The sequence below is a fragment of the Dysosmobacter acutus genome (assembly GCF_018919205.1).
GTDB lineage: Bacteria > Bacillota > Clostridia > Oscillospirales > Oscillospiraceae > Oscillibacter > Oscillibacter acutus.
Map to the genome: position 1 here is coordinate 1,548,633 of NZ_JAHLQN010000001.1, position 18,002 is coordinate 1,566,634.

General features: G+C 59.5%; 18 protein-coding genes. 16 read left to right on the plus strand and 2 right to left on the minus strand.

Features of this window, described 5'->3' with window-relative positions:
- Window positions 1–6 precede the first annotated feature (6 nt).
- The 16 genes from ptsP (at window position 7) to KQI82_RS07560 (ending at window position 16,390) form a co-directional block, all read left to right on the plus strand.
- Window positions 7–1,731 (plus strand): phosphoenolpyruvate--protein phosphotransferase, encoded by a 1,725-nt coding sequence (gene ptsP / locus KQI82_RS07490; RefSeq protein WP_241426653.1) that lies wholly within the window; start codon window positions 7–9, stop codon window positions 1,729–1,731.
- Between the two features lie 18 nt (window positions 1,732–1,749).
- The gene (locus KQI82_RS07495) at window positions 1,750–1,995 is read left to right on the plus strand and encodes an HPr family phosphocarrier protein (RefSeq protein WP_216632207.1); all 246 of its coding nucleotides are present in this window, start codon (window positions 1,750–1,752) and stop codon (window positions 1,993–1,995) included.
- Window positions 1,996–2,037: 42 nt separating this feature from the next.
- Entirely contained in the window at window positions 2,038–3,615 is a 1,578-nt protein-coding gene (locus KQI82_RS07500) for a PTS sugar transporter subunit IIC (protein ID WP_216632208.1), read from the plus strand.
- A gap of 279 nt (window positions 3,616–3,894) precedes the next feature.
- Window positions 3,895–4,557: a response regulator transcription factor gene (locus KQI82_RS07505; protein WP_216632209.1), complete on the plus strand. Its 663-nt coding sequence runs from the start codon at window positions 3,895–3,897 to the stop codon at window positions 4,555–4,557.
- On the plus strand, window positions 4,541–6,088 hold the full coding sequence (locus KQI82_RS07510) for a sensor histidine kinase (RefSeq protein ID WP_241426654.1): 1,548 nt from the start codon (window positions 4,541–4,543) through the stop codon (window positions 6,086–6,088). Before KQI82_RS07505 ends, KQI82_RS07510 begins: the two co-directional genes overlap by 17 nt.
- Window positions 6,089–6,235: 147 nt before the next feature.
- Window positions 6,236–7,057, plus strand: a complete 822-nt coding sequence (locus tag KQI82_RS07515; RefSeq protein ID WP_216632210.1) for a hypothetical protein — start codon at window positions 6,236–6,238, stop codon at window positions 7,055–7,057.
- Window positions 7,058–7,060: 3 nt separating this feature from the next.
- A complete protein-coding gene (locus tag KQI82_RS07520; RefSeq protein ID WP_216632211.1) occupies window positions 7,061–7,921 on the plus strand; it encodes an ATP-binding cassette domain-containing protein in 861 nt (286 codons plus the stop codon).
- Window positions 7,918–10,104: a M1 aminopeptidase family protein gene (locus KQI82_RS07525; protein ID WP_216632212.1), complete on the plus strand. Its 2,187-nt coding sequence runs from the start codon at window positions 7,918–7,920 to the stop codon at window positions 10,102–10,104. Before KQI82_RS07520 ends, KQI82_RS07525 begins: the two co-directional genes overlap by 4 nt.
- Complete coding sequence (locus KQI82_RS07530) at window positions 10,097–10,828, plus strand: hypothetical protein (RefSeq protein WP_216632213.1); 732 nt, start codon at window positions 10,097–10,099, stop codon at window positions 10,826–10,828. Before KQI82_RS07525 ends, KQI82_RS07530 begins: the two co-directional genes overlap by 8 nt.
- Before the next feature lie 140 nt (window positions 10,829–10,968).
- Window positions 10,969–11,682, plus strand: coding sequence for a polyphosphate polymerase domain-containing protein (locus KQI82_RS07535; protein ID WP_216632214.1), 714 nt, complete (start codon window positions 10,969–10,971; stop codon window positions 11,680–11,682).
- Window positions 11,683–11,704: 22 nt separating this feature from the next.
- A complete protein-coding gene (locus KQI82_RS07540; protein WP_241426655.1) occupies window positions 11,705–12,364 on the plus strand; it encodes a DUF4956 domain-containing protein in 660 nt (219 codons plus the stop codon).
- Window positions 12,365–12,391: 27 nt separating this feature from the next.
- On the plus strand, window positions 12,392–13,060 hold the full coding sequence (locus KQI82_RS07545; RefSeq protein WP_216632215.1) for a DUF4956 domain-containing protein: 669 nt from the start codon (window positions 12,392–12,394) through the stop codon (window positions 13,058–13,060).
- Between the two features lie 89 nt (window positions 13,061–13,149).
- On the plus strand, window positions 13,150–13,788 hold the full coding sequence (locus tag KQI82_RS07550) for a sigma-70 family RNA polymerase sigma factor (RefSeq protein ID WP_241426656.1): 639 nt from the start codon (window positions 13,150–13,152) through the stop codon (window positions 13,786–13,788).
- The gene (locus KQI82_RS07555; RefSeq protein ID WP_216632217.1) at window positions 13,778–14,863 is read left to right on the plus strand and encodes an anti-sigma factor domain-containing protein; all 1,086 of its coding nucleotides are present in this window, start codon (window positions 13,778–13,780) and stop codon (window positions 14,861–14,863) included. Before KQI82_RS07550 ends, KQI82_RS07555 begins: the two co-directional genes overlap by 11 nt.
- A gap of 385 nt (window positions 14,864–15,248) precedes the next feature.
- On the plus strand, window positions 15,249–15,380 hold the full coding sequence (locus tag KQI82_RS15765) for a hypothetical protein (RefSeq protein ID WP_277602908.1): 132 nt from the start codon (window positions 15,249–15,251) through the stop codon (window positions 15,378–15,380).
- 134 nt (window positions 15,381–15,514) lie between these two features.
- On the plus strand, window positions 15,515–16,390 hold the full coding sequence (locus tag KQI82_RS07560) for a 4Fe-4S cluster-binding domain-containing protein (RefSeq protein WP_216632218.1): 876 nt from the start codon (window positions 15,515–15,517) through the stop codon (window positions 16,388–16,390).
- A gap of 51 nt (window positions 16,391–16,441) precedes the next feature.
- On the opposite strand, the gene KQI82_RS07565 is transcribed toward KQI82_RS07560, so the two are convergent.
- Window positions 16,442–16,582 (minus strand): oxaloacetate decarboxylase, encoded by a 141-nt coding sequence (locus KQI82_RS07565; RefSeq protein ID WP_216632219.1) that lies wholly within the window; start codon window positions 16,580–16,582, stop codon window positions 16,442–16,444.
- 36 nt (window positions 16,583–16,618) lie between these two features.
- Entirely contained in the window at window positions 16,619–17,689 is a 1,071-nt protein-coding gene (locus tag KQI82_RS07570; RefSeq protein WP_216633660.1) for a sodium ion-translocating decarboxylase subunit beta, read from the minus strand.
- Between the last annotated feature and the right edge of the window lie 313 nt (window positions 17,690–18,002).

Sequence of the window (18,002 nt, forward strand, 5' to 3'; positions counted from 1 at the left end):
GTGACGATGCGGCGAAATGCATGGTTAAAAGGAATTGGTGTGTCAGGGGGACTTGCGCAGGGGGAGGCGCTGCTTTACTGCCCCGGTAAGCTTGTCGTTCCGGACGGCACGGTTGAAGACAGCGCCGCGGAAAAACTGAACTTCTTAGCGTGTGTTGACGCGCTGCACAAAAAGGTATCGGCCCGCGGCGAAGCGGCCCGGGCAGCCGGCGAGACGCTGCAGGCGGAAATCCTTGACGCACATCTTGAGATCCTTGAGGACACAGACTCCGTTATTGACCCAATCCTTGCGGCCATTGAGAGCGAAAAGAAAAACGCTGCCCTGGCGGTGCAGGAGGTATTTGACGGGATTGCCGCCGCCTTTGAAGCGCTTGACGATGCGTATCTGCGCGAACGGGGCGCGGACATGCGGGATTTGAAGATACAGCTTCTGCGTGAAGTGATGGGGGTGCAGGATGCCGCTCCGGTGCGGATGGACACCCCTGCGGTGCTTGTGGCCAGGGACCTTACGCCCTCGGAGACGGCCGGATTGGATAGCAATTGTGTCCTGGGCATCCTCTGTGAGGACGGAGGCCGCACCTCCCATACCGCTGTGCTGGCCAATGAGATGGGTATTCCGGCCGTGATGGGCTGCAAGGGCGCCTTGCAGGCGGCGGCCAGCGCGCGCTTTGTGCAGCTTGACGGCAGCAGCGGATATGCCTGTTTTGACCCGGATGAGGCAAGCATCGCCGCGTTTGCGCAAAAGGCGGCCAGAAGCGCGCGGGATGACTGCGAGGCCTATCGCCATGCCCGCACGCGCACGGCGGACGGCAGGGAAAAGCTGCTCTATGCCAATGTTGCCTCGGCGGAGGAGTGCAGGAGCGCCTGTCAGAACGGCTGCGAGGGTGTCGGCCTTTTCCGCAGTGAGTTCCTCTTTTATCAAAGCGGGGAGCAGCTTCCCACGGAGGAAGCGCAGTACCGGGTCTATGCCGAGGCGGTGCGCAATATGCAGGGGCGGCCGATCATCATCCGCACCTTTGACGCCGGCGGCGACAAAAAAATTCCGGCGCTGAAGCTGGAGGCAGACGAAAATCCGTTCTTGGGCTACCGCGCGATCCGCATCTGCCTGCGTGAGCGTACGCTTTTCAAAACCCAGCTGCGCGCGCTGCTGCGCGCCGGACGGGAGGGCACGCTGCGCATTATGTTCCCCATGATCGCAACCGCGGCGGAGCTGCGCGAGGCAAAGGAGGTTTTCCACGAGGCGCGCGGGGAGCTGCTGCGGGAAAATATACCCATTGCCGAACATGTGGAACTGGGCATCATGATCGAGGTGCCGTCCGCGGTGATGATGTCGGATCTGCTTGCGCGGGAGGTGGACTTCTTCTCGATCGGGACAAATGACCTTACGCAGTACACGCTGGCCGCGGACCGTGGAAACAAGCGGGTTGCGAATCTTTACAGCCATTATGATCCGGCTGTGATCCGTATGATCGCGCACACCATCGAAAGCGCCCACAAGGCCGGCATCCCCTGCGGCATGTGCGGCGAGGCCGCCGGTGACGCGTCCTATGTGCCTTTGCTGCTTGGGCTGGGGCTGGACGAGTTTTCCGTCACATCCAGAGCCATCCCCGCGCTGCGCGCGGCGATGGCACGGCTGCGCGAGGAAACCTGCAGGGAGCTTGCCGCAAGGGTGCTGCGCCTTGCCACGCGGGAGGAAGTAGCTTCAGTTTTGACAGGAACAGGCGAAGATTGAGAGGAGAAGGGCCATCATATGATCACAAAAAAAACGGTTGTCACTTGCCCGGAGGGGCTCCATGCCCGTCCGGCCGCGGCTTTTCTGAAAACGGCAAAAAGGTTTCCGTGCTCCGTCTATATCAATTACAAGGGCAAAACGATCAGCGCGAAATCAATGGTCGCCATCATGTCCGCGGGTATCTCCTGCGGCGAGGAGGTGGAGCTTGTGTGCGACGGGGCCCAGGAGGAGGACGCCATCGAGGCGCTTTCCCGGACGCTGTAAGCCGCTGTAAATTGAGAACCGACAGGAAGTGGGGAATTCACTATGTTTGCATCCGGTTTTTCGATCACACAGGCGGTCTTGATCGCACTGTACTACTGGTTTTGCTGGTGGGATTTTTCCCATCCGGTCTCCGGCGTTGCATGGGCCCAGGACTGTGTTTGGATCGGCGTTATCATGGGCCTGCTTTTCGGAGACGTGCAGCTTGGCCTGGTGATCGGCGGCACGCTGGCGCTCACCTTTATCTGCGCCCTGCCCGTGGGCGCCAATCTGCCGGTTGACTATGCGGCCGCGGCGCTGGCGGCGGTGCCGATGGCGATCCGCTTTCATTGGAGCGCGGGACTGGCGATTTGCGTATCCGTATTTTTCGGTATCGGCGGCGCAAAGCTTGACGGGCTGCGCCGCACGCTGGCCACACGCTTTAATAACAGCGCCCGCAGGCACATCCGGGAGAGAAAGTACAATCTCCTGGTCTTTGACGCGGTGATTTCGCCTGTTGTTTTGCAATTCTTTATTCGCGCCATCCCGATGTTTATCGCCGTCTACTTCGGCGGAGCGGGCCTGCAGTGGCTCGTACCCCGCCTGCCGCAGCAGGTGCTGCACGCGCTTGAGGCGGCGGGCGGCATCCTGCCCGGCCTGGGCATAGCGCTGTGCCTGAATACCATCGGCAGAAGCAGCGTGTTTCCCTTCTTTGCACTGGGCTTTTTTGCCGCCTGCCTTATGCAGGGCAGCATTCTGCCCTATGTGGGGCTTGCCGGATGCATTGCGCTCATCTACTGCAAGATGACGCAGAATACGCAGATCAAACCCATCGACCGCGCGCTGGTCGCCGGCAAACTTGAGGACTCTGTGCTTACCGATCATGAGCACTTCATGGGCTATGCGCGCTTTGCCTTTGTGCACCGCTGTTCACAGGCCATGGATACCTTCTATGGCACCGGTATGGCGTACAGCTTTAAAAATGTACTGCGAAAAATCTACCGGGACGACGATGCCTACCAGGCTGCGATGGAGCGGCATCTGGAGCCGTTTATCCCGGAGGTCATTTGGGGCTCTTCAATCCTTGGAATTGTTGTGCGTGAAGAGGAGAAGAATGCCGCGAACGCGGAGGAGGAGCTTGGCGCGTCGATCTCCACGCTGAAGACGAGCCTCATGGGGCCTGTCGCGGGCTTTGGCGACTCGATCAACTACATGGTTTTTTGGAATATGCTGAAGATGACGTTCTATCCGCTGGCGGCGGCGGGCAGCTTTCTTGGCATGCTCACGCCGGTCATTCTGCATCCGACGCTGGAAGTGATCGGCTGGAAGGCCTATAAGGCGGGCTACCGGGGCGGCACACAGGCGATCGTCACCTTTTTAAAAAGCGGACTGAAGGACCGCCTCATGATCGGGGCAAGCATTTTCGGATATTTTCTGCTTGGCGCGATCTGCTTTTTCAATGTGCACCTGCCTATTGCGATTCCGGGTGTGGAAAAAAGCATATCCGCCGTGATCCCGCAGCTGTTCCCATTTTTGACGGTGTGTGGGGTGTACTGCTATATGCGTAAGGGCGGGAAGTTCCTGCCGATGATGCTCTGCACCATTCTCATCTGCATAGTATTGTCGCTGGTGGGTATAATATGAGGTTGTGCGTTCGAATCCCGAATCCGCCTCCGCGCCGCAGCCGCGATAAAAAGCCGGTCTTTGGACTGGCTTTTTATCTTACCCGCGCCATGGCGCATCCCTGTGGGTCCGTCCTCTGCGCGGCATGTGATTTGCATAAGCCTAAAAATGAGGCCTGAGGCGGAATCCCGGAAAGCCCTTGATGAAGGCGGATATGCCGCGCAGGCGCTTTTCAATAAAGTGCAAAAATCCATACGAAATTCAAAAAGGCGTGGTATACTTTTCAATGGGAGTGATACCATGAGACGTATTTTAGTCATTGAAGATGAACCGGATATTCAGGAGCTGCTGTGCGCGTACCTGCGCGACGCCGGTTATGAAGCCGCCGCCGCGGGGGACGGGGTCACGGCGCTGGAATTGTTTCATAAAGGGAGCTGGGACCTTCTGCTGCTGGATTTGATGCTGCCGAAAATCGACGGCTATGGGGTCTGCGAACTGGTCCGCAGGGAGTCTGATGTTCCCATCATCATGCTGACGGCTCTGGATGCCGAGGAAAACCAAATCAAAGGCTTCGATTTGCAGGCGGACGATTATGTGACCAAGCCGTTTTCCATGCCTGTGCTGCTGCGGAAAATCGGGGCAATCCTGCGCCGGAGCGGCGGGGAGGAGCGGCACACGCTTTCCTACGCGGAATTGCTGCTGGATTTGGACGATTACCGGGCCAGCGTGGATGGAACGCCTGTTGAACTGACGAACCGGGAGTTTGAGCTGCTGCGGGAACTGGTGCGGAATCAGGGGCGGGTGCTGACCCGCTCCGTCCTGTTAGGCCGGCTTTGGAACTACGATTTTCTGGGAGATGAGCGGATTGTGGACAGCCATATCAAAAATCTGCGCAGGAAATTGGGACGGGACTACATAGAAACTGTGCGAGGGGTGGGGTATCGGATTGAAAAGCTTCATTGAAAAAATCCGCAAGAGTCTGACGGCCCGAATCTTCCTGCTCACCGCGCTGATTCTGATGGGGGCCTGTGCCGCCACCTATGTGTTCCTTGCGTGGGCCACGCCCATCACCTATCAGACCATCGCCTGGGACGACCTGAAGGAAAAGACGGATGAGCTGGTCAACGAGCTTCAGAATGTGGCGCTGGAGGACAGCGGGCCGCTGCTTGACGCCTTCCTTCTGGACACCGGCGCGGAGGTGGTGGTGACAGACACGGAGGGCAATTTGGTGGACCTGCCGATCTCTGTTGCGCGGAGCGCCGCTGCCGCCGCCGGAACCGGGTCCGCCAATTTGAGCGTGACGATCACCGCTGAGGGCCCCGGAGGAACGGAGGAGGCCGGCGAGTCGGACGTGGTGGTCACAAGCGGGGAATCTGAAACGACAGGCCTTTTTGAAGATGGATTTTTCGGGATGGGCGCGGTTGCCGTCACCAGCTCGGACTGGAATATGCCGTTTTATTTCGCGGGCGACGATACGCCCTACGAGCTGACCGTCGTAGCCAGTCTGGTGGGCGTCAACCAGACGCTGGAGGCCATTGGCCGGGTGATGCCGTATCTCATGGTGCTGGTTTTGACCATCTCCCTTTTGGGAGCGCTGTTTTACTCCCGCTATATCACCCGTCCCATCGTCCGGCTGAGCGGGATATCCCAAAGGATGGCCGGGCTGGACTTCTCGTGGAAATGCGGAGAAAAGCGGGGAGATGAGATCGGAATTCTTGGCAGAAATTTGGATGAACTCTCAGAGCGGCTTTCCGGCGCGCTCAGCGAGCTGAAGGAGGCCAACGCATCCTTGCAGGAGGACATCGACCGCCAGCGGGAGACGGAACGCCAGCGCACCGCCTTTTTCGCTGCGGCGTCCCATGAGCTGAAGACCCCCATCACGATTTTGAAAGGTCAGATCTCCGGCATGCTGGGCAAAGTGGACGTATACCAGGACAGAGATAAGTATCTGGCCCGCGCCCTGACGGTGACCGGGCGCATGGAAGCGTTGATTCAGGAGATGCTGACAGTCTCCCGCATGGAAAAAGCCGACGGCCTCGTCAGGCGGGAAGCGGTTGACCTCTCCGATCTTGTGCGCCAGCAGACTGAGCAGGCGGAGGACCTGGCCGTACAGCGGGAACAGACTCTCTCAATGGACCTTGCGCCGGGACTCACGGTGGAGGGGGACGGGACGCTCCTCCGCCTTGCCGTCTCCAATCTGCTGACCAATGCCCTGACCTATTCTCCACCCGGTGCCTCCACCAGGGTGCGGCTTCAGGCGGAGGAGCGCGGGGTGCATCTGTCCATGGAAAACAGCGGCGTCCAGATTCCGGAGCATGCGCTTCCCCACCTGTGCGAGGCGTTTTACCGGGTGGAGGAGTCCCGGAACCGGGAAACCGGGGGCAGCGGACTGGGGCTATATCTTGTGAAAATGATTGCGGAGCGGCATCACGCCTCCTTTGCCATCTGCAATACCGAAAGCGGCGTCAAAGCGGATATCGTTTTTCCCCAATAGCGTTTTGCGGCAGGCCGGATACCGGTCTGCCGCGCTTTTATATCCCGCCGCCAGGCAAACTCCACACAATCTCCATGAAAAATTCAACTCCACTCCAAATAAGGGCGGTATCCTGTCCATAGCTTCAAATTATGGAGGAGATCGTCTATGAAAAAAGTACGGATCATACCATGCCTTGCCGCTTTCGCCGCCATACTCTCCGCCTGCACACGCATAAGCCAAGCCGACGGAACGTCCTGCGGCGGGGAGGCCGACAGCGCCGGGGCCTTTGCCGCTTATAGCGCGTTTGGACTGACGTATGAGGAGCGCAGCGGCCAGCTCCTCTTTGGCGGAGACCGGGTGCGATATTTCGAAGACCTGTACCCGGTGGATGAGAATGCGGCGGGCATGACCTTTTTCGACCGGGAGGGCGTCGTCGACGTGCGGGCGGAGCGGGACTTTTCCGGGCTGACCCGCAATGCGGACGGAAGCTTTGATCCGGGCGGCGTTCTGACGGGACTGCGCGTCTGCTCTGAATCGGAGTTTCAAAGCCGGGATTTGGAGCCGCTGCTGCATCCGGACCCTGGCACCGCCCAGGCGGGCGAACCGATGAGCGCGGAGGAACTGGCCGCGCTGTATGCGGAATATCAGCCCCTTGGCCTGTCCTATGACGTCAGCCGGGACGCGCTGCTGTGGGACGGAGAGACGGTCCGGTATTTCTGCGACGTGCGCTCTTCCAACGGCAAGACGCCGGAGAGCGGAAGGTTCCGGGGCACCATCACCAATCACTGGACGGACGGCGGCACGGTGGACGTTGTGACGCTGCGGGACTATGGGCGGCCCGACGGCGATGGAAACGGGACCCTGACCGGGCTGAAAGCCTGCACCAAGGCGGAATTTGACGCCCGCACCGCCGCCGACGCGCAAGGCGGATACATCCGCTATTACAGCGCCGCACCCGGCACAAACCATCAGACAACGGAGGAGTAAGCAATGCAAATCGAAATCGACCATCTCAGCATGACCTATCCCAACGGGAAGCAGGCGCTGCGGGACATCAGCCTTTCCCTGAAAAACCCCAGCCTCATCGGGCTGATCGGGCCAAACGGGGCGGGAAAATCCACGCTGATGAAGCTGCTTGTGGCGGGATTGCTGCCCAGTCAGGGAAGCATCCGCGTGGACGGCACGTCCCTTACAGCGTGCGAGCGGCAGCTCAAAGCCAGGCTGGGGTATCTGCCGCAGCGGTTCGGCCTCTACGACGAGCTGACCGTCTGGCAGTTTTTGGACTATATGGCCGCGCTGAAAAGCATCGATGACAGCAAAAACGCCATTGCCCGGGCCATTGCGGCAACGGGCCTGGAGGAGAAGCGAAAAGCCCGGATCTGGACCCTCTCCGGCGGTCAGCGCCAGAGGGTGGGCATTGCCCAGGCGCTGCTTGGCGCGCCGGAATTCCTCATTTTTGACGAGCCCACCGTGGGGCTGGACCCGGAGGAGCGCATTCGCTTTCGCAACCTGTTTTCCTCCACCGCCCAGGATAAGCTGGTGCTCCTCTCCACCCATATCATTGAGGATGTGCAGTCCGTCTGCGACCGGATCATTGTCATCGACGGGGGACGGATTTTATTTACGGGCCGTCCGGAAGAGCTGATCCGCGCCGCCCAGGGCCATGTGGGCACGTTCCTGGAGGGGCCGGACGCGGAGGAATCCCTGCACATCACCTCCCGGGTCAACACCGCCGCCGGCGTGCTGTGCCGCGGCGTTGCGGAGGAGCTGCCGGCGCAGGCGGAGGCCGTGGAGCCGACGCTGGAGGACGCCTATCTCTTTCTCATCACCAAGGGGGGCGGCGCGCAATGAAACGGTTCTCTCTCTATCGCGTGGAGCTCAAACGGCTGTCGCGGAATCCGCTGACCTGTCTCTTGGCGGGCCTCTCCGCGCTGGCCCCGCTGACAGGACACGGCTTGTTGACTCTGACCATTGGGGATTCCATGTCGGCGCTGTACCTTGCCAACCCCATGCTGGCCGGCGGAGCGCTGGGCGCGGTTTTCTTTGCCCTGATGGTGCTGTTCTCCCTGGATCAGGCCCGCCGCAGCGGAATCGGTGACCTGTCCGACGCCATTGTGAACCCCATGCGCATGGCGGCGGTCCGTCTGATGGCGGTGTGGACCGTGGCCGGTTTGACGGCGGCTGCCGTCTTCGTGAGTTATCTTCCTTACACCGCCTGGAAGCTGGACATCGTGTTCTCGCTCAGCGACTATACGCTCTCCGTCTGCCTGCTGTTTCTCCCGGGGCCGATTATGGGCGCTCTGGCCGCCGCCGCTCTCTGGCAGCTTGTCCAGCGGCTGGATGTCAGTCTGCTGGCTGTTTTGGCGGCGCTGGCGGTTTCCATGGGCACCGATTGCCGGCAGTTTTTTCTGGCGCAGTGGTGCGTCCCGCTGGTCTCCACTCTTTCCGACGCCTTTGGCAGCGCCATTGTGTGGCGCACCGCGCTTTACAGCAGGGTGGTGTGGATAGGGCTGATGGGCGGCGCGTGGCTGCTGAGCCTGCTGTGTGTGCGGCAGTACGGCCGGGGCGCCCTTGGTTCCTTTTTCAGGCACGCACGCCGCTCCGCGCTGCCAGTCCTGGCGGCTGTTCTTTTGTGCGGCGGAGGGCTTCTCTGGCTGTGGCAGCCTTTTTCGGACCACAGCCCGGCCAACTGGATGGAGTGTCTGGACAAGGAGGAGGACCGGTTCAACGAGGCGCTGACGCTGGAGAAGACAGCGCTCCGGGTCCGGATCAAGAGCTATCTCATGGGCACCATGTCCGGAGACGCCGCCTTTACGATCCGCAATTCCTCGGGGCGGCCCCAGGAGCTGTACTTTGAACTGAACAGCGGCTATGCGGTGCGCTCTGTTTCGGCGAACGGGAAAGAAATTCCGTTTGAGGACCTGCGCAACGACATGCTTGCCTCCCGGGAGCTGCGATGCACACTGCCGGCGGAGGAGGAGATCGAACTCCGGATTCACTACGGTGGGATGCCGAAGATGTGGAACGAGATGGAGTCCCAGCTGAACGCCGACACCATCAGCGCCCGGAGCGTGACCATGACCAGCAAGACCCTTGCCCCCGTGGTGGCGGGCTGCGTGGCGGTGCCGGAGGAGGCTGAGATATCCCTGCGCATTGATTTGAAGGACGATCTTGTGCCGGTGGGAACAGGCACGGCGACGCTGCTTGGCACAAGCGGTGACGGGACCAACTCCTGGATGGTGGAGAATACCGGCACGGACCGGCTCTTCCTCTACGCGGGGGATTTCATCACCACGCAGCTTGACGCGGACGACGGAACGTCCATGGACTTCTGCTACAGCAAGAAATATCAGGAGCGCCTGAAAGACGGGGCGCTGGACCTGATGGAGAAGGCCATTCAATACTGTAGCGCCACATACGGCCCCCGCTCCGGGGGGGAGGGGTTCAAAATCATTCAGACCACGGCGTTCAACTTCGGCGGCTTTGCGGTCTCCGGCGTCAGCGGCATGGGCGAGAGCTATTTCAGCGATGAAAATCTGGCCGACCCGGACAAAGGGCCCGGCAGCGCGGAGATTCTGGCCCATGAGATCATCCATCAGTGGTGGGGGCTGGGCGCCACGCTGACGGACCCGGAAGACCCCTGCTGGAACGACGAGGGGATCACGGTCTACACCACCTATCGGCTGATGTGCCGGGTGATGGGCAGGGAGTACGCCCACAGGAACTACGTGAAAAAGTGGGAGAACACCATGTCTCAGCTTTCCGCCTCCTTTTATCAGCGCCATCCGGACTATCTCAATCGCCTTCCGGAGCGGTATCAAAACGATGTCTCCGCCAGCGCGGCCGGGGCCAACTGGTATGACGGCAATGCCCTGATGATCTACCGGGCGGCGGAGCGGATCGGTGAAGAGCCCCTGGACGATATCTGGGCAAAGCTGTACCGGGAGGGCGGGACAGAGATGCCGCCGTATATCACTTTAGGCGACTTTTTAGGTGAGTGCGGACTGGAGAAAGGAGATGTGCAGCGTGGGTAAGGTGTTTTGGTATGAGCTGCGCCGCTCCATTTGGAACAAGGGGTTTTTGGGCATCACTGTGGTGACGATCTGGTACGGCTGGCGGCTTTTGACCGGTACCATTATATTGGGCGTGGCCAACACGGCCCCTTTCTCCCCATGGAGCTTTGGCGCGTATCTTGCGCGGCTGCTGCCGCTTTTAAGCGTGCTGCTGCTGTTTCTTCTGTGGAACCAGAGCGCGGAGCGGACGCGGGGACTGGAGGTTCTATCTGACGCCGCACCTGTCCGCCCGGGGAGGTATCTTCTGGTAAAGTGCGGCGCGGCGTTCACAGCATGGCTGGTTTTGGCCTTTGCGGTCTCGGCGCTGGGGGCTGGGTTCCTGTGGGCGCTGTTTGGCACCGACGTGCCCTGCGCCAGACTGCTGCTCCCATCGCTTATCGCCCTGCTGCCGCCGGCGCTCTTTTGGCTGGGCTGCGGATTGACGGCGGGCCGCATTCATCCGGCGCTGCTGTTTGTGCTGATGGCCGCGGCGCTGACGGCGGCATACCTGCCCCGGTCGGTGGAATGGAGCCTGTACGCCGAGCCGTTGTTCACAGAGTATCCCCTGAGCCTGAGCGTGCTGGATCCGGCCTTCACCATGCCGGCTGAGGCGCTGCTCGTCCGGCTGGCCTACGGGACGGCGGGCATGGCGCTGCTGGGTTTTGCCGTGGCACGGCATCAGTCCCGGCGGGAGCGGAAAAGCTGATAAACCTCAAAAGGAAGGCGCCCGCACAGCTGTGCGGGCGCCTTCCTTTTTGAAGCGGCAAAATCATTTCTCCGGATTTGGGAAAATGGTACCGAAACAAAAGGGCGGCACCGTATCTTATAGCAAAAGGAGATGACAGAATGAACGCCCAGACAGACGTGCTGGCGGTTGCCCGCCGGGAGATCAAATACCTGCTTTCATTGCCGGACCGCCTCTTTCTACTGGATGCGCTGGACCGGCTTCTGACGCCGGACGCCTACGGCGGCTACAATGGCTATACGGTCCGCAGCGTGTATTTTGACAGCATCTGCAACGAGGACTACCGGGATAAAAAGGAACACGCGGATGAAAAAAAGCGCATCCGGGTCCGGATTTATCATCCGGAGGACAAAAAGGCAAAATTTGAGATGAAGCGCAAGAGCTGCGGCCGGGAGCTGAAGGAGAGCGTGGTCATCACCCGGGAGGAGGCCATGCGCCTCATCAACCGGGACTACAGCGTGCTGCTGCACTATGACGCCGGGTGCGCCCGCTACGCCTACGACCTGATGACCACCCGGCTCTACCGCCCGGTCTCCCTTGTGGAGTACGACCGCCGGGCCTATACGCATCCTAACTTCAACACCCGGGTGACGCTGGACAACAACCTGCGCTGCTGTGAGTTCTGCCACGACCTCTTTGCACAGCGTTTGAATTTCAAGTCCACCCTGCCCTGGGACGAGACGATCCTGGAGATCAAGTACGACCGCTTTTTGCTGCGTCAGGTGCAGGAGGCGCTGGCCCGGTGCGATCTGACCAGGACGCCGCCCAGCAAATTCGGCAGTTCCCGGGCGCTGCTGCACACGTATTATTCCTGATGAGAAAGAGAGGATGGAAGCAATGAGCAAATGGTTTTTTGAGTGCATGGAAGCGCCGTTGGCCCCCATGTCAGCGGGCGGGTTGCTGGTCCGGCTGTCGGCGGCGCTGATCTTGGCGGGCGTTATGATGGTGGTGTACCGCCTCTGTCACGACTCGCTGAGCTACAGCCGGAAATTCAACGTCACGCTGATGATGCTGACGTTGTCCTCCACGGTTTTGCTGGTGCTGATCCAGAGTAAGCCGGTCTACTCCCTTGGCGCGTTGGGAGCGCTGTCCATCTGCCGCATCCGGACCAACACCCGGGACCCCCGGGACCTGGGGTTCGTATTCTGGAGCCTCTCCATCGGCATTTCCGCGGCGCTGGGGTCCTTCGCCGTGGGGATGGCGGGAACGGCCGTCATGGGCCTGGTCATGCTGACGCTTGGGCGCGCCGACAGGAAGAGGGCCGCGCTGACCATGGTGGTAAGAGGGAGGAAGGAAAAGATCGGGGACGTGCAGGCCGTGTTCAGCGGGCTGTCAGGCAGCACCGTTCAGTCCAAAAATGTGTTTTCCGACTCCTTTGAGCTGGTCTACCGCCTGAGCGTTCCCCGGGAGGAAGAGGAGAAACTGCTGCTGTTGTTCAACGACATGGAAGGCGTCGATGGCGTAAACGTCCTGGCACCCCAGACCCAGGTGGCCTGACGGCCGCCATCAAAGGAGGAACTTGATATGGAACAATTCAACGATGCGGTCAACAAGCTGCTGGGCACACTTGTCTCCAAGCCGGATACCAAGGCCGTTTTTCTCAGCCTGGGCGCCGCGCTGTTTCTTTCGGTCATCTTGTGGGGCGCTTATCGCCTGGCCAACCCGTCCGCGGCCTACAGGCCCCGGTTCGCCGCCACACTGGTGGCGCTGGCATTCCTTTCCACTATCCTGATGGACCTGATCCAGTCAAATCTGGCCCTTTCCCTGGGCATGTTGGGCTCGCTGTCCATTGTCCGGTTCCGTACCAACATCCGGGACCCCCGGGACATTGGGTTCATCTTCTGGAGCATGGCCATCGGCCTGGCCGCCGCCACCGGAAGCTATCTGATCGGCTTATCCGGAAGCCTGGTCTTGGGGACCTTTTTGGTCTGCACCGGCCGGAGGAACAAGGTGCCGGACGACATGATGCTGGTGGTCCGGGGCAGCAGCGCGGACCTGGGCGTGGTGGGCGCCATTGTGGAGCAAAGCTGCCTGCGCAACAGGGTGAAGGCCAAGAACGTACTTTCCGATTCCTTTGAACTGGTCTATGAGGTTCAGGTGGATGTTGCGAACAGCGATACGCTGATCGGCCAGCTATTCGACGTGGGGGGTATCGACAGCGTCAACCTGCTGGCCGGGGAGAGAGCCGCGTAAAACGGTTGCCTGCCGGGGAGAGATCTGATATAGTATCTCTGAAACTGAGGCGGGAGGTGGCCGTGGTGATTGCAGGGGAAAACATCCAAATGGAACAGATAGACGCGCTGATTGAGCGCCATATGGCGTTCATCGTCCGCACGGTCAGCGGCTGCACCGGCCGGTATGTCTCGGTGGAGCATGACGATTCGTTCAGCATTGCGCTGATCGCCTTTGCCGAGGCGGTCCGGAGATACGATCCCCAGCGGGGAAACTTCCTTGCGTATGCGGGGCTGGTGATAAAAAGCCGGCTCCGGACCTTTCTTGAACAGGAAAACCGCCGCGCCGGGGAGGCGTCTCTGGAGGAGCTACAGGAAAGCGGAAGGGAGTTTGCGGCGGAGCCGGCGGACGAAAGTTCCCTGCGGGAGGAGATCGCGGCCTATCAGGAGGAACTGTCCCTGTTCGGCCTCACCATGGAGACTCTGGCGGATCAGGCGCCCAGGCACCGGGACACGCGGGACCGGGCGGTGGATGTGGCCCGGCGCTCCAGCGAGGAGCCGCGGGTGGTGGAGCACACCTATCGCAAACGGAAGCTGCCCGTCCGGGAAGTCTCCCGGGTGTGCGGCGTGACGGAGAAAATTGTGAAGGACAGCAAGGTGTTTATTTTGGGCACCATGTTGGTGTTTGTGAAGAAGTTTCCAGGTTTACTCAGCTGGATCAGAGGAGCGAGGTGTAATCATGATAGATAAAGCCGTCGTTCTGGAGTTGAAAGAGTCCTACGCCCTGGCCATGAAGGAAGGGGGCGCGGTGGTCCGCATCAGGCGCAGGCCGCAGATGGCGGTTGGCCAGCGCATCTACGTCCTGCCGGAGGATTTGTATCAGGATAGGGGAAAGGTGCTGGACTTTGCACCGCCCGTGCGGAGGACCGGGGCCCGGATGATCCGGCGCATCGGCGGGATCGCCGCCGCGTGTCTGGTGTGTATTTCGCTGCTGCTGACCTCCCGGTTCCTCACGCCCACAGCCTATGCCGTGGTCTCCCTTGAGGCGGAGCAGGGCATCCAGGTGGTGCTGGATAAAAACTACAACATCCTCAGCGCCGTCTCCACAGGGGGAGATATTCCGGAGAGTGTGCTGGCCGCCCTGAAGGGGCGCTCCATTCTGGAGATGGGGCCGGAGCTGGAGCGGCTGGTGGGCGGCGGGACCCTGCTGATCGGATACGCGCCGGAGCGGGAGGAGGCCCGGGGAATGGAAGGGAGTCTGCGGGACCTGTTCCAGAGCCGGACTCCGGCGTTTCTGTCCGGGCGGACGGAGGATGTCCAGGCGGCGGAGCGCAGCGGCGTGTCTCTGGGCCGCTATATCGCCGGACGGCTGATGACGGAAGATGACGATTTGGAGGACCTGGACCAGGAGACGCTGCTGGAGCTGCTGGCCCAGGACGCCAGATGGATGGAGGTCCCTGAGTTCCGAGAGGCTCTGGAGGAGAAGCGGGAGGAACAGGAGGAGCAAGAGGAGGAACGCAAGGAGCCGGATGAAAGCGACGATCCTGAGGAATCGGAGGAGAAAGCCAAGAAGCCCGCTGATCCGGAGGAGGACCCGGATGACCCGGAGGAAGGCGCCGCATCGGCAAAGGAGGAGAAGGAGTGGCACAAGAACGACGATTCGGAGGAGGAATCCCCGGACCCGGCACAGGAATCTGCCGACAGTTCATGGGAAGAGGAACCTTCCGAAAGCGGCAGTGAAGGCGATGAAACCCAGGATGAGGAGGATTCCGGCGAGAGCGAATCCGATGGGGAGACAGATGAGGCCGATGAGCCGGAAGAGTAAAAAACGGGATTCCCGCCTCAGCTTGAAAAGTCCCCCGTTTTGAAAGGGCTGATCGGACTTACCAGGAATATCCCATTGTTCAGACCGCCTGCCGGCCCAAGCGCAAAAGGCGTACACATTTATAAAAAGAGCTCCTCTGCCAATGCCGGCAGAGGAGCTCTTTACGAGTCCTTGGGTTCTTTTTCCTGACAATCGCGGCGGGACTTCCTGGCGGAGTATATCAGCCAGCCGCCCCACATGACCAAAAAGCTGATCATCGCAATCAATGCCCTGCGCATGAAGTTCCTCCTTACAGTTCTTAGATGGGAATAGTTTACATAATTTAAAAGCGCCTGTCAAGGTCTGATGGGAAAATTACGAATTTGTTCATATATGTGGGGAGGATATGGGAGAGGCATTGAAAAATGCAGGCGGGCAGAAAAACAACACAGGATACATATTGACAGCACAAGTCGGGGGTTTTATAATAAAACAGGCAAAAAGACAGATGTTCTGGAGAGAACATCTCTTTTTTTGATTTCGACGGACGCCTGGGAGCCTGCGGGGATGCAGCTCCGCGAGAGCATTCTGTTTCTATGGGCGGCGCGCCTGGGTCCGTCGGCACAAAAGACTCCCAATGCAAATCTCATGGGAAAGGCTGGCTGACAAACCATGAAATACCCCTATAAGACGCGGGAGGGTGGGGCTACCGTCACGGTGTTTGTACCGTATGACTGCGGAAACCACTGCCCCTTCTGCATCAATAAAGAAGAATACTCCAATTTGGATGGATTCAGTGTGGAAAAGATATGCCGCAGCATTGAGCTGATGGACGCCATCACGCCGAGGTGCGATTTCGTGTTCACCGGCGGCGAGCCCTTTGCGGACCTTGAGGCGCTTCAGACGATGCTGGACCATGTGCCCACCACCCACAAGGTCTATATCAACACCACGCTGCCCGTCTCCCGAAAGCAGTCTCCAGAGGATGTGGTCCGATTTACGGAGAAAAACCGGGAGAAGATCACCTGCATCAATGTGTCCCGCCATCTGGTCAAATATGTGGAGGAGTCCAACGACGAGCTGTTGGGTAAGCTGGCGGTTCCGGTGCGGATCAACTGTGTGCTGTACCGGGACTACCCCAAGGAAAGGCTGATCCCCTATCTGGAGCGCTTTTTGCACCTGCCGGTGAGCATCCAGTTCCGCTTTGACTATACCGCCACCACGCCGGAGAACCTCTATGAGGAGGACGGGGACATGATTTTGCAGAATCTGCGGTCCATCGCCCAATTTACCGGACTGGACGGCTGCCGGATGCGCTGCGGGTTCCACTTTGACTACAAGGGTATGGAGCTGACTTATCACAAAACCCTGCCCTACAGCACCATTGTGGAGCGGGATGGCGATACGGTTTACCAAATTCTCTATGACATCCTCATCAAGCAAAACGGCGATCTCCACTCCGACTGGGACAAGACTCCTCTGGATGTGGATGCCTACCGCCGTGTGGTGTATGAACCCTACGACCTCAAGTGGATTAAAAAAGCATGAGAAAAGAGTGCGGAAGCGCAGCTTCCGCACTCTTTTTTATTGACTCAACCGCTAATCCTTTTTTGATTTTCCGGATGTGATCCAATTGAGCAGGTAAATGGACACAATGGCCACGGCCGTTACAAGAAACACGCCAAACCAGCCGTCCAGCGCCAGCGGCAGTACCTTCATCAGCGCGTCAACATGGAGCATGGGAAGACCTCCTTTCACAAGATAAGAGCGTGCATATCAGCCGAAGAGCTTCAGAATCAGGCCGCCGGCGATCACCGAGGCGATCTGACCGGAGACATTGACGCCCACGGCGTGCATCAGCAGGAAGTTTTGGTTGTCCTCCGCCAGGCCCAGTTTGTTGACGACCCGGGCGGACATGGGAAAGGCGGAGATGCCGGCGGCGCCGATCATGGGGTTGATCTTTTTCCTTGAGAACAGGTTGAAAAGCTTTGCGATCATAACGCCGCCCACGGTGTCGAACACGAAGGCAAAGAGGCCCAGTCCAAGGATCATCAGCGTCTCCTTGCTCAAAAAGGCGTCCGCCTGCATTTTGGAGGCCACGGTGAGGCCCAGGAAAAGCGTGATCAGGTTGGCCAGAATCCGCTGGGCGGTTTCGGAAAGGGTGTCCAGCACGCCGCACTCCCGGACCAGATTGCCGAACATCAAAAAGCCGATCAGGGCCAGACTTCTGGGAGCGATCAGACCGGCGATGATGGAGATGATGATGGGGAAGAGGATTTTGGCCGTTTTGGAGACAGGCTTGGAGGCGTACTCCATCCGGATGAGCCGCTCCCTGCGGGTGGTGATCAGCCGGATCACCGGCGGCTGGACAATGGGGACCAGGGCCATGTAGGAGTAGGCAACCACAATGATGGCGCCGATGTATGCGGACTGGAAGTAGTTGGCAACGAAGATGGAGGTGGGGCCGTCCGCGGCGCCGATGATGGCGATGGAGGCGGCGTCGCTGACATCAAAACCCAGCAGTACGGCGATGCAGAGGGTGAAAAAGATGCCGAATTGGGCGGCGGCGCCGAAGATCATCAGCTTGGGGTTGGAGAGCAGGGGCGTAAAGTCGATCATGGCGCCGATGCCCACGAACAAAAGCAGGGGGAAGAGCTCATTGGAGATGCCGGCGTTGAACAGCACATCCAGCGCGCCGGGCTCCGCCACACCGTCGTAGACCTGGGTGACAACGCCGGACAGGGGCAGATTCACCAGAATGGCGCCGAATCCGATGGGGAGCAGGAGCGACGGCTCCATGTTCTTTTTGATGGCCAGGTAGATCAAAAGCCCGCCGATGAACCACATGACCACCTGCTTCCACTCCAACAGCAGGATATTTTCCAGCAAGATATCCACAACAAGACCTCCTAAAATTTTAAGCTGCAATACCCGTAAAAAAAGAAACGAGACTTTTATTACAGGTCAACTGCAATAAAAGTCTCGCTTTTTCATACAAACGCGGGCGCAAGGCCGTCATGACGCCGTTTGTCACGGATAAACCGCAAGCTACTCCCTTTTCTTTCCTCAGTATAGACGAGAGGCTGATCGTTTGTCAATAGAGCGCTGGAAAATTTTTAGCCTCCATTCCACTGAAAAAGACCGAGACGGGCGGTTGGGA

What these genes read in the sequence shown, in the direction of transcription:
- KQI82_RS07535 (WP_216632214.1), top strand. Translation starts at nt 10,969, where the DNA reads ATGAACGCCCAGACAGACGTGCTGGCGGTTGCCCGCCGGGAGATCAAA.
- KQI82_RS07550 (WP_241426656.1), top strand. Translation starts at nt 13,150, where the DNA reads ATGGAACAGATAGACGCGCTGATTGAGCGCCATATGGCGTTCATCGTC.
- KQI82_RS07570 (WP_216633660.1), bottom strand. Translation starts at nt 17,689, where the DNA reads ATGTGGTTCATCGGCGGGCTTTTGATCTACCTGGCCATCAAAAAGAAC.
- KQI82_RS07525 (WP_216632212.1), top strand. Translation starts at nt 7,918, where the DNA reads ATGAAACGGTTCTCTCTCTATCGCGTGGAGCTCAAACGGCTGTCGCGG.
- KQI82_RS07565 (WP_216632219.1), bottom strand. Translation starts at nt 16,582, where the DNA reads ATGCTCCATGTTGACGCGCTGATGAAGGTACTGCCGCTGGCGCTGGAC.
- KQI82_RS07515 (WP_216632210.1), top strand. Translation starts at nt 6,236, where the DNA reads ATGAAAAAAGTACGGATCATACCATGCCTTGCCGCTTTCGCCGCCATA.
- KQI82_RS07505 (WP_216632209.1), top strand. Translation starts at nt 3,895, where the DNA reads ATGAGACGTATTTTAGTCATTGAAGATGAACCGGATATTCAGGAGCTG.
- ptsP (WP_241426653.1), top strand. Translation starts at nt 7, where the DNA reads ATGCGGCGAAATGCATGGTTAAAAGGAATTGGTGTGTCAGGGGGACTT.
- KQI82_RS07520 (WP_216632211.1), top strand. Translation starts at nt 7,061, where the DNA reads ATGCAAATCGAAATCGACCATCTCAGCATGACCTATCCCAACGGGAAG.
- KQI82_RS07545 (WP_216632215.1), top strand. Translation starts at nt 12,392, where the DNA reads ATGGAACAATTCAACGATGCGGTCAACAAGCTGCTGGGCACACTTGTC.
- KQI82_RS07560 (WP_216632218.1), top strand. Translation starts at nt 15,515, where the DNA reads ATGAAATACCCCTATAAGACGCGGGAGGGTGGGGCTACCGTCACGGTG.
- KQI82_RS07500 (WP_216632208.1), top strand. Translation starts at nt 2,038, where the DNA reads ATGTTTGCATCCGGTTTTTCGATCACACAGGCGGTCTTGATCGCACTG.
- KQI82_RS07495 (WP_216632207.1), top strand. Translation starts at nt 1,750, where the DNA reads ATGATCACAAAAAAAACGGTTGTCACTTGCCCGGAGGGGCTCCATGCC.
- KQI82_RS07540 (WP_241426655.1), top strand. Translation starts at nt 11,705, where the DNA reads ATGAGCAAATGGTTTTTTGAGTGCATGGAAGCGCCGTTGGCCCCCATG.
- KQI82_RS15765 (WP_277602908.1), top strand. Translation starts at nt 15,249, where the DNA reads ATGGGAGAGGCATTGAAAAATGCAGGCGGGCAGAAAAACAACACAGGA.
- KQI82_RS07555 (WP_216632217.1), top strand. Translation starts at nt 13,778, where the DNA reads ATGATAGATAAAGCCGTCGTTCTGGAGTTGAAAGAGTCCTACGCCCTG.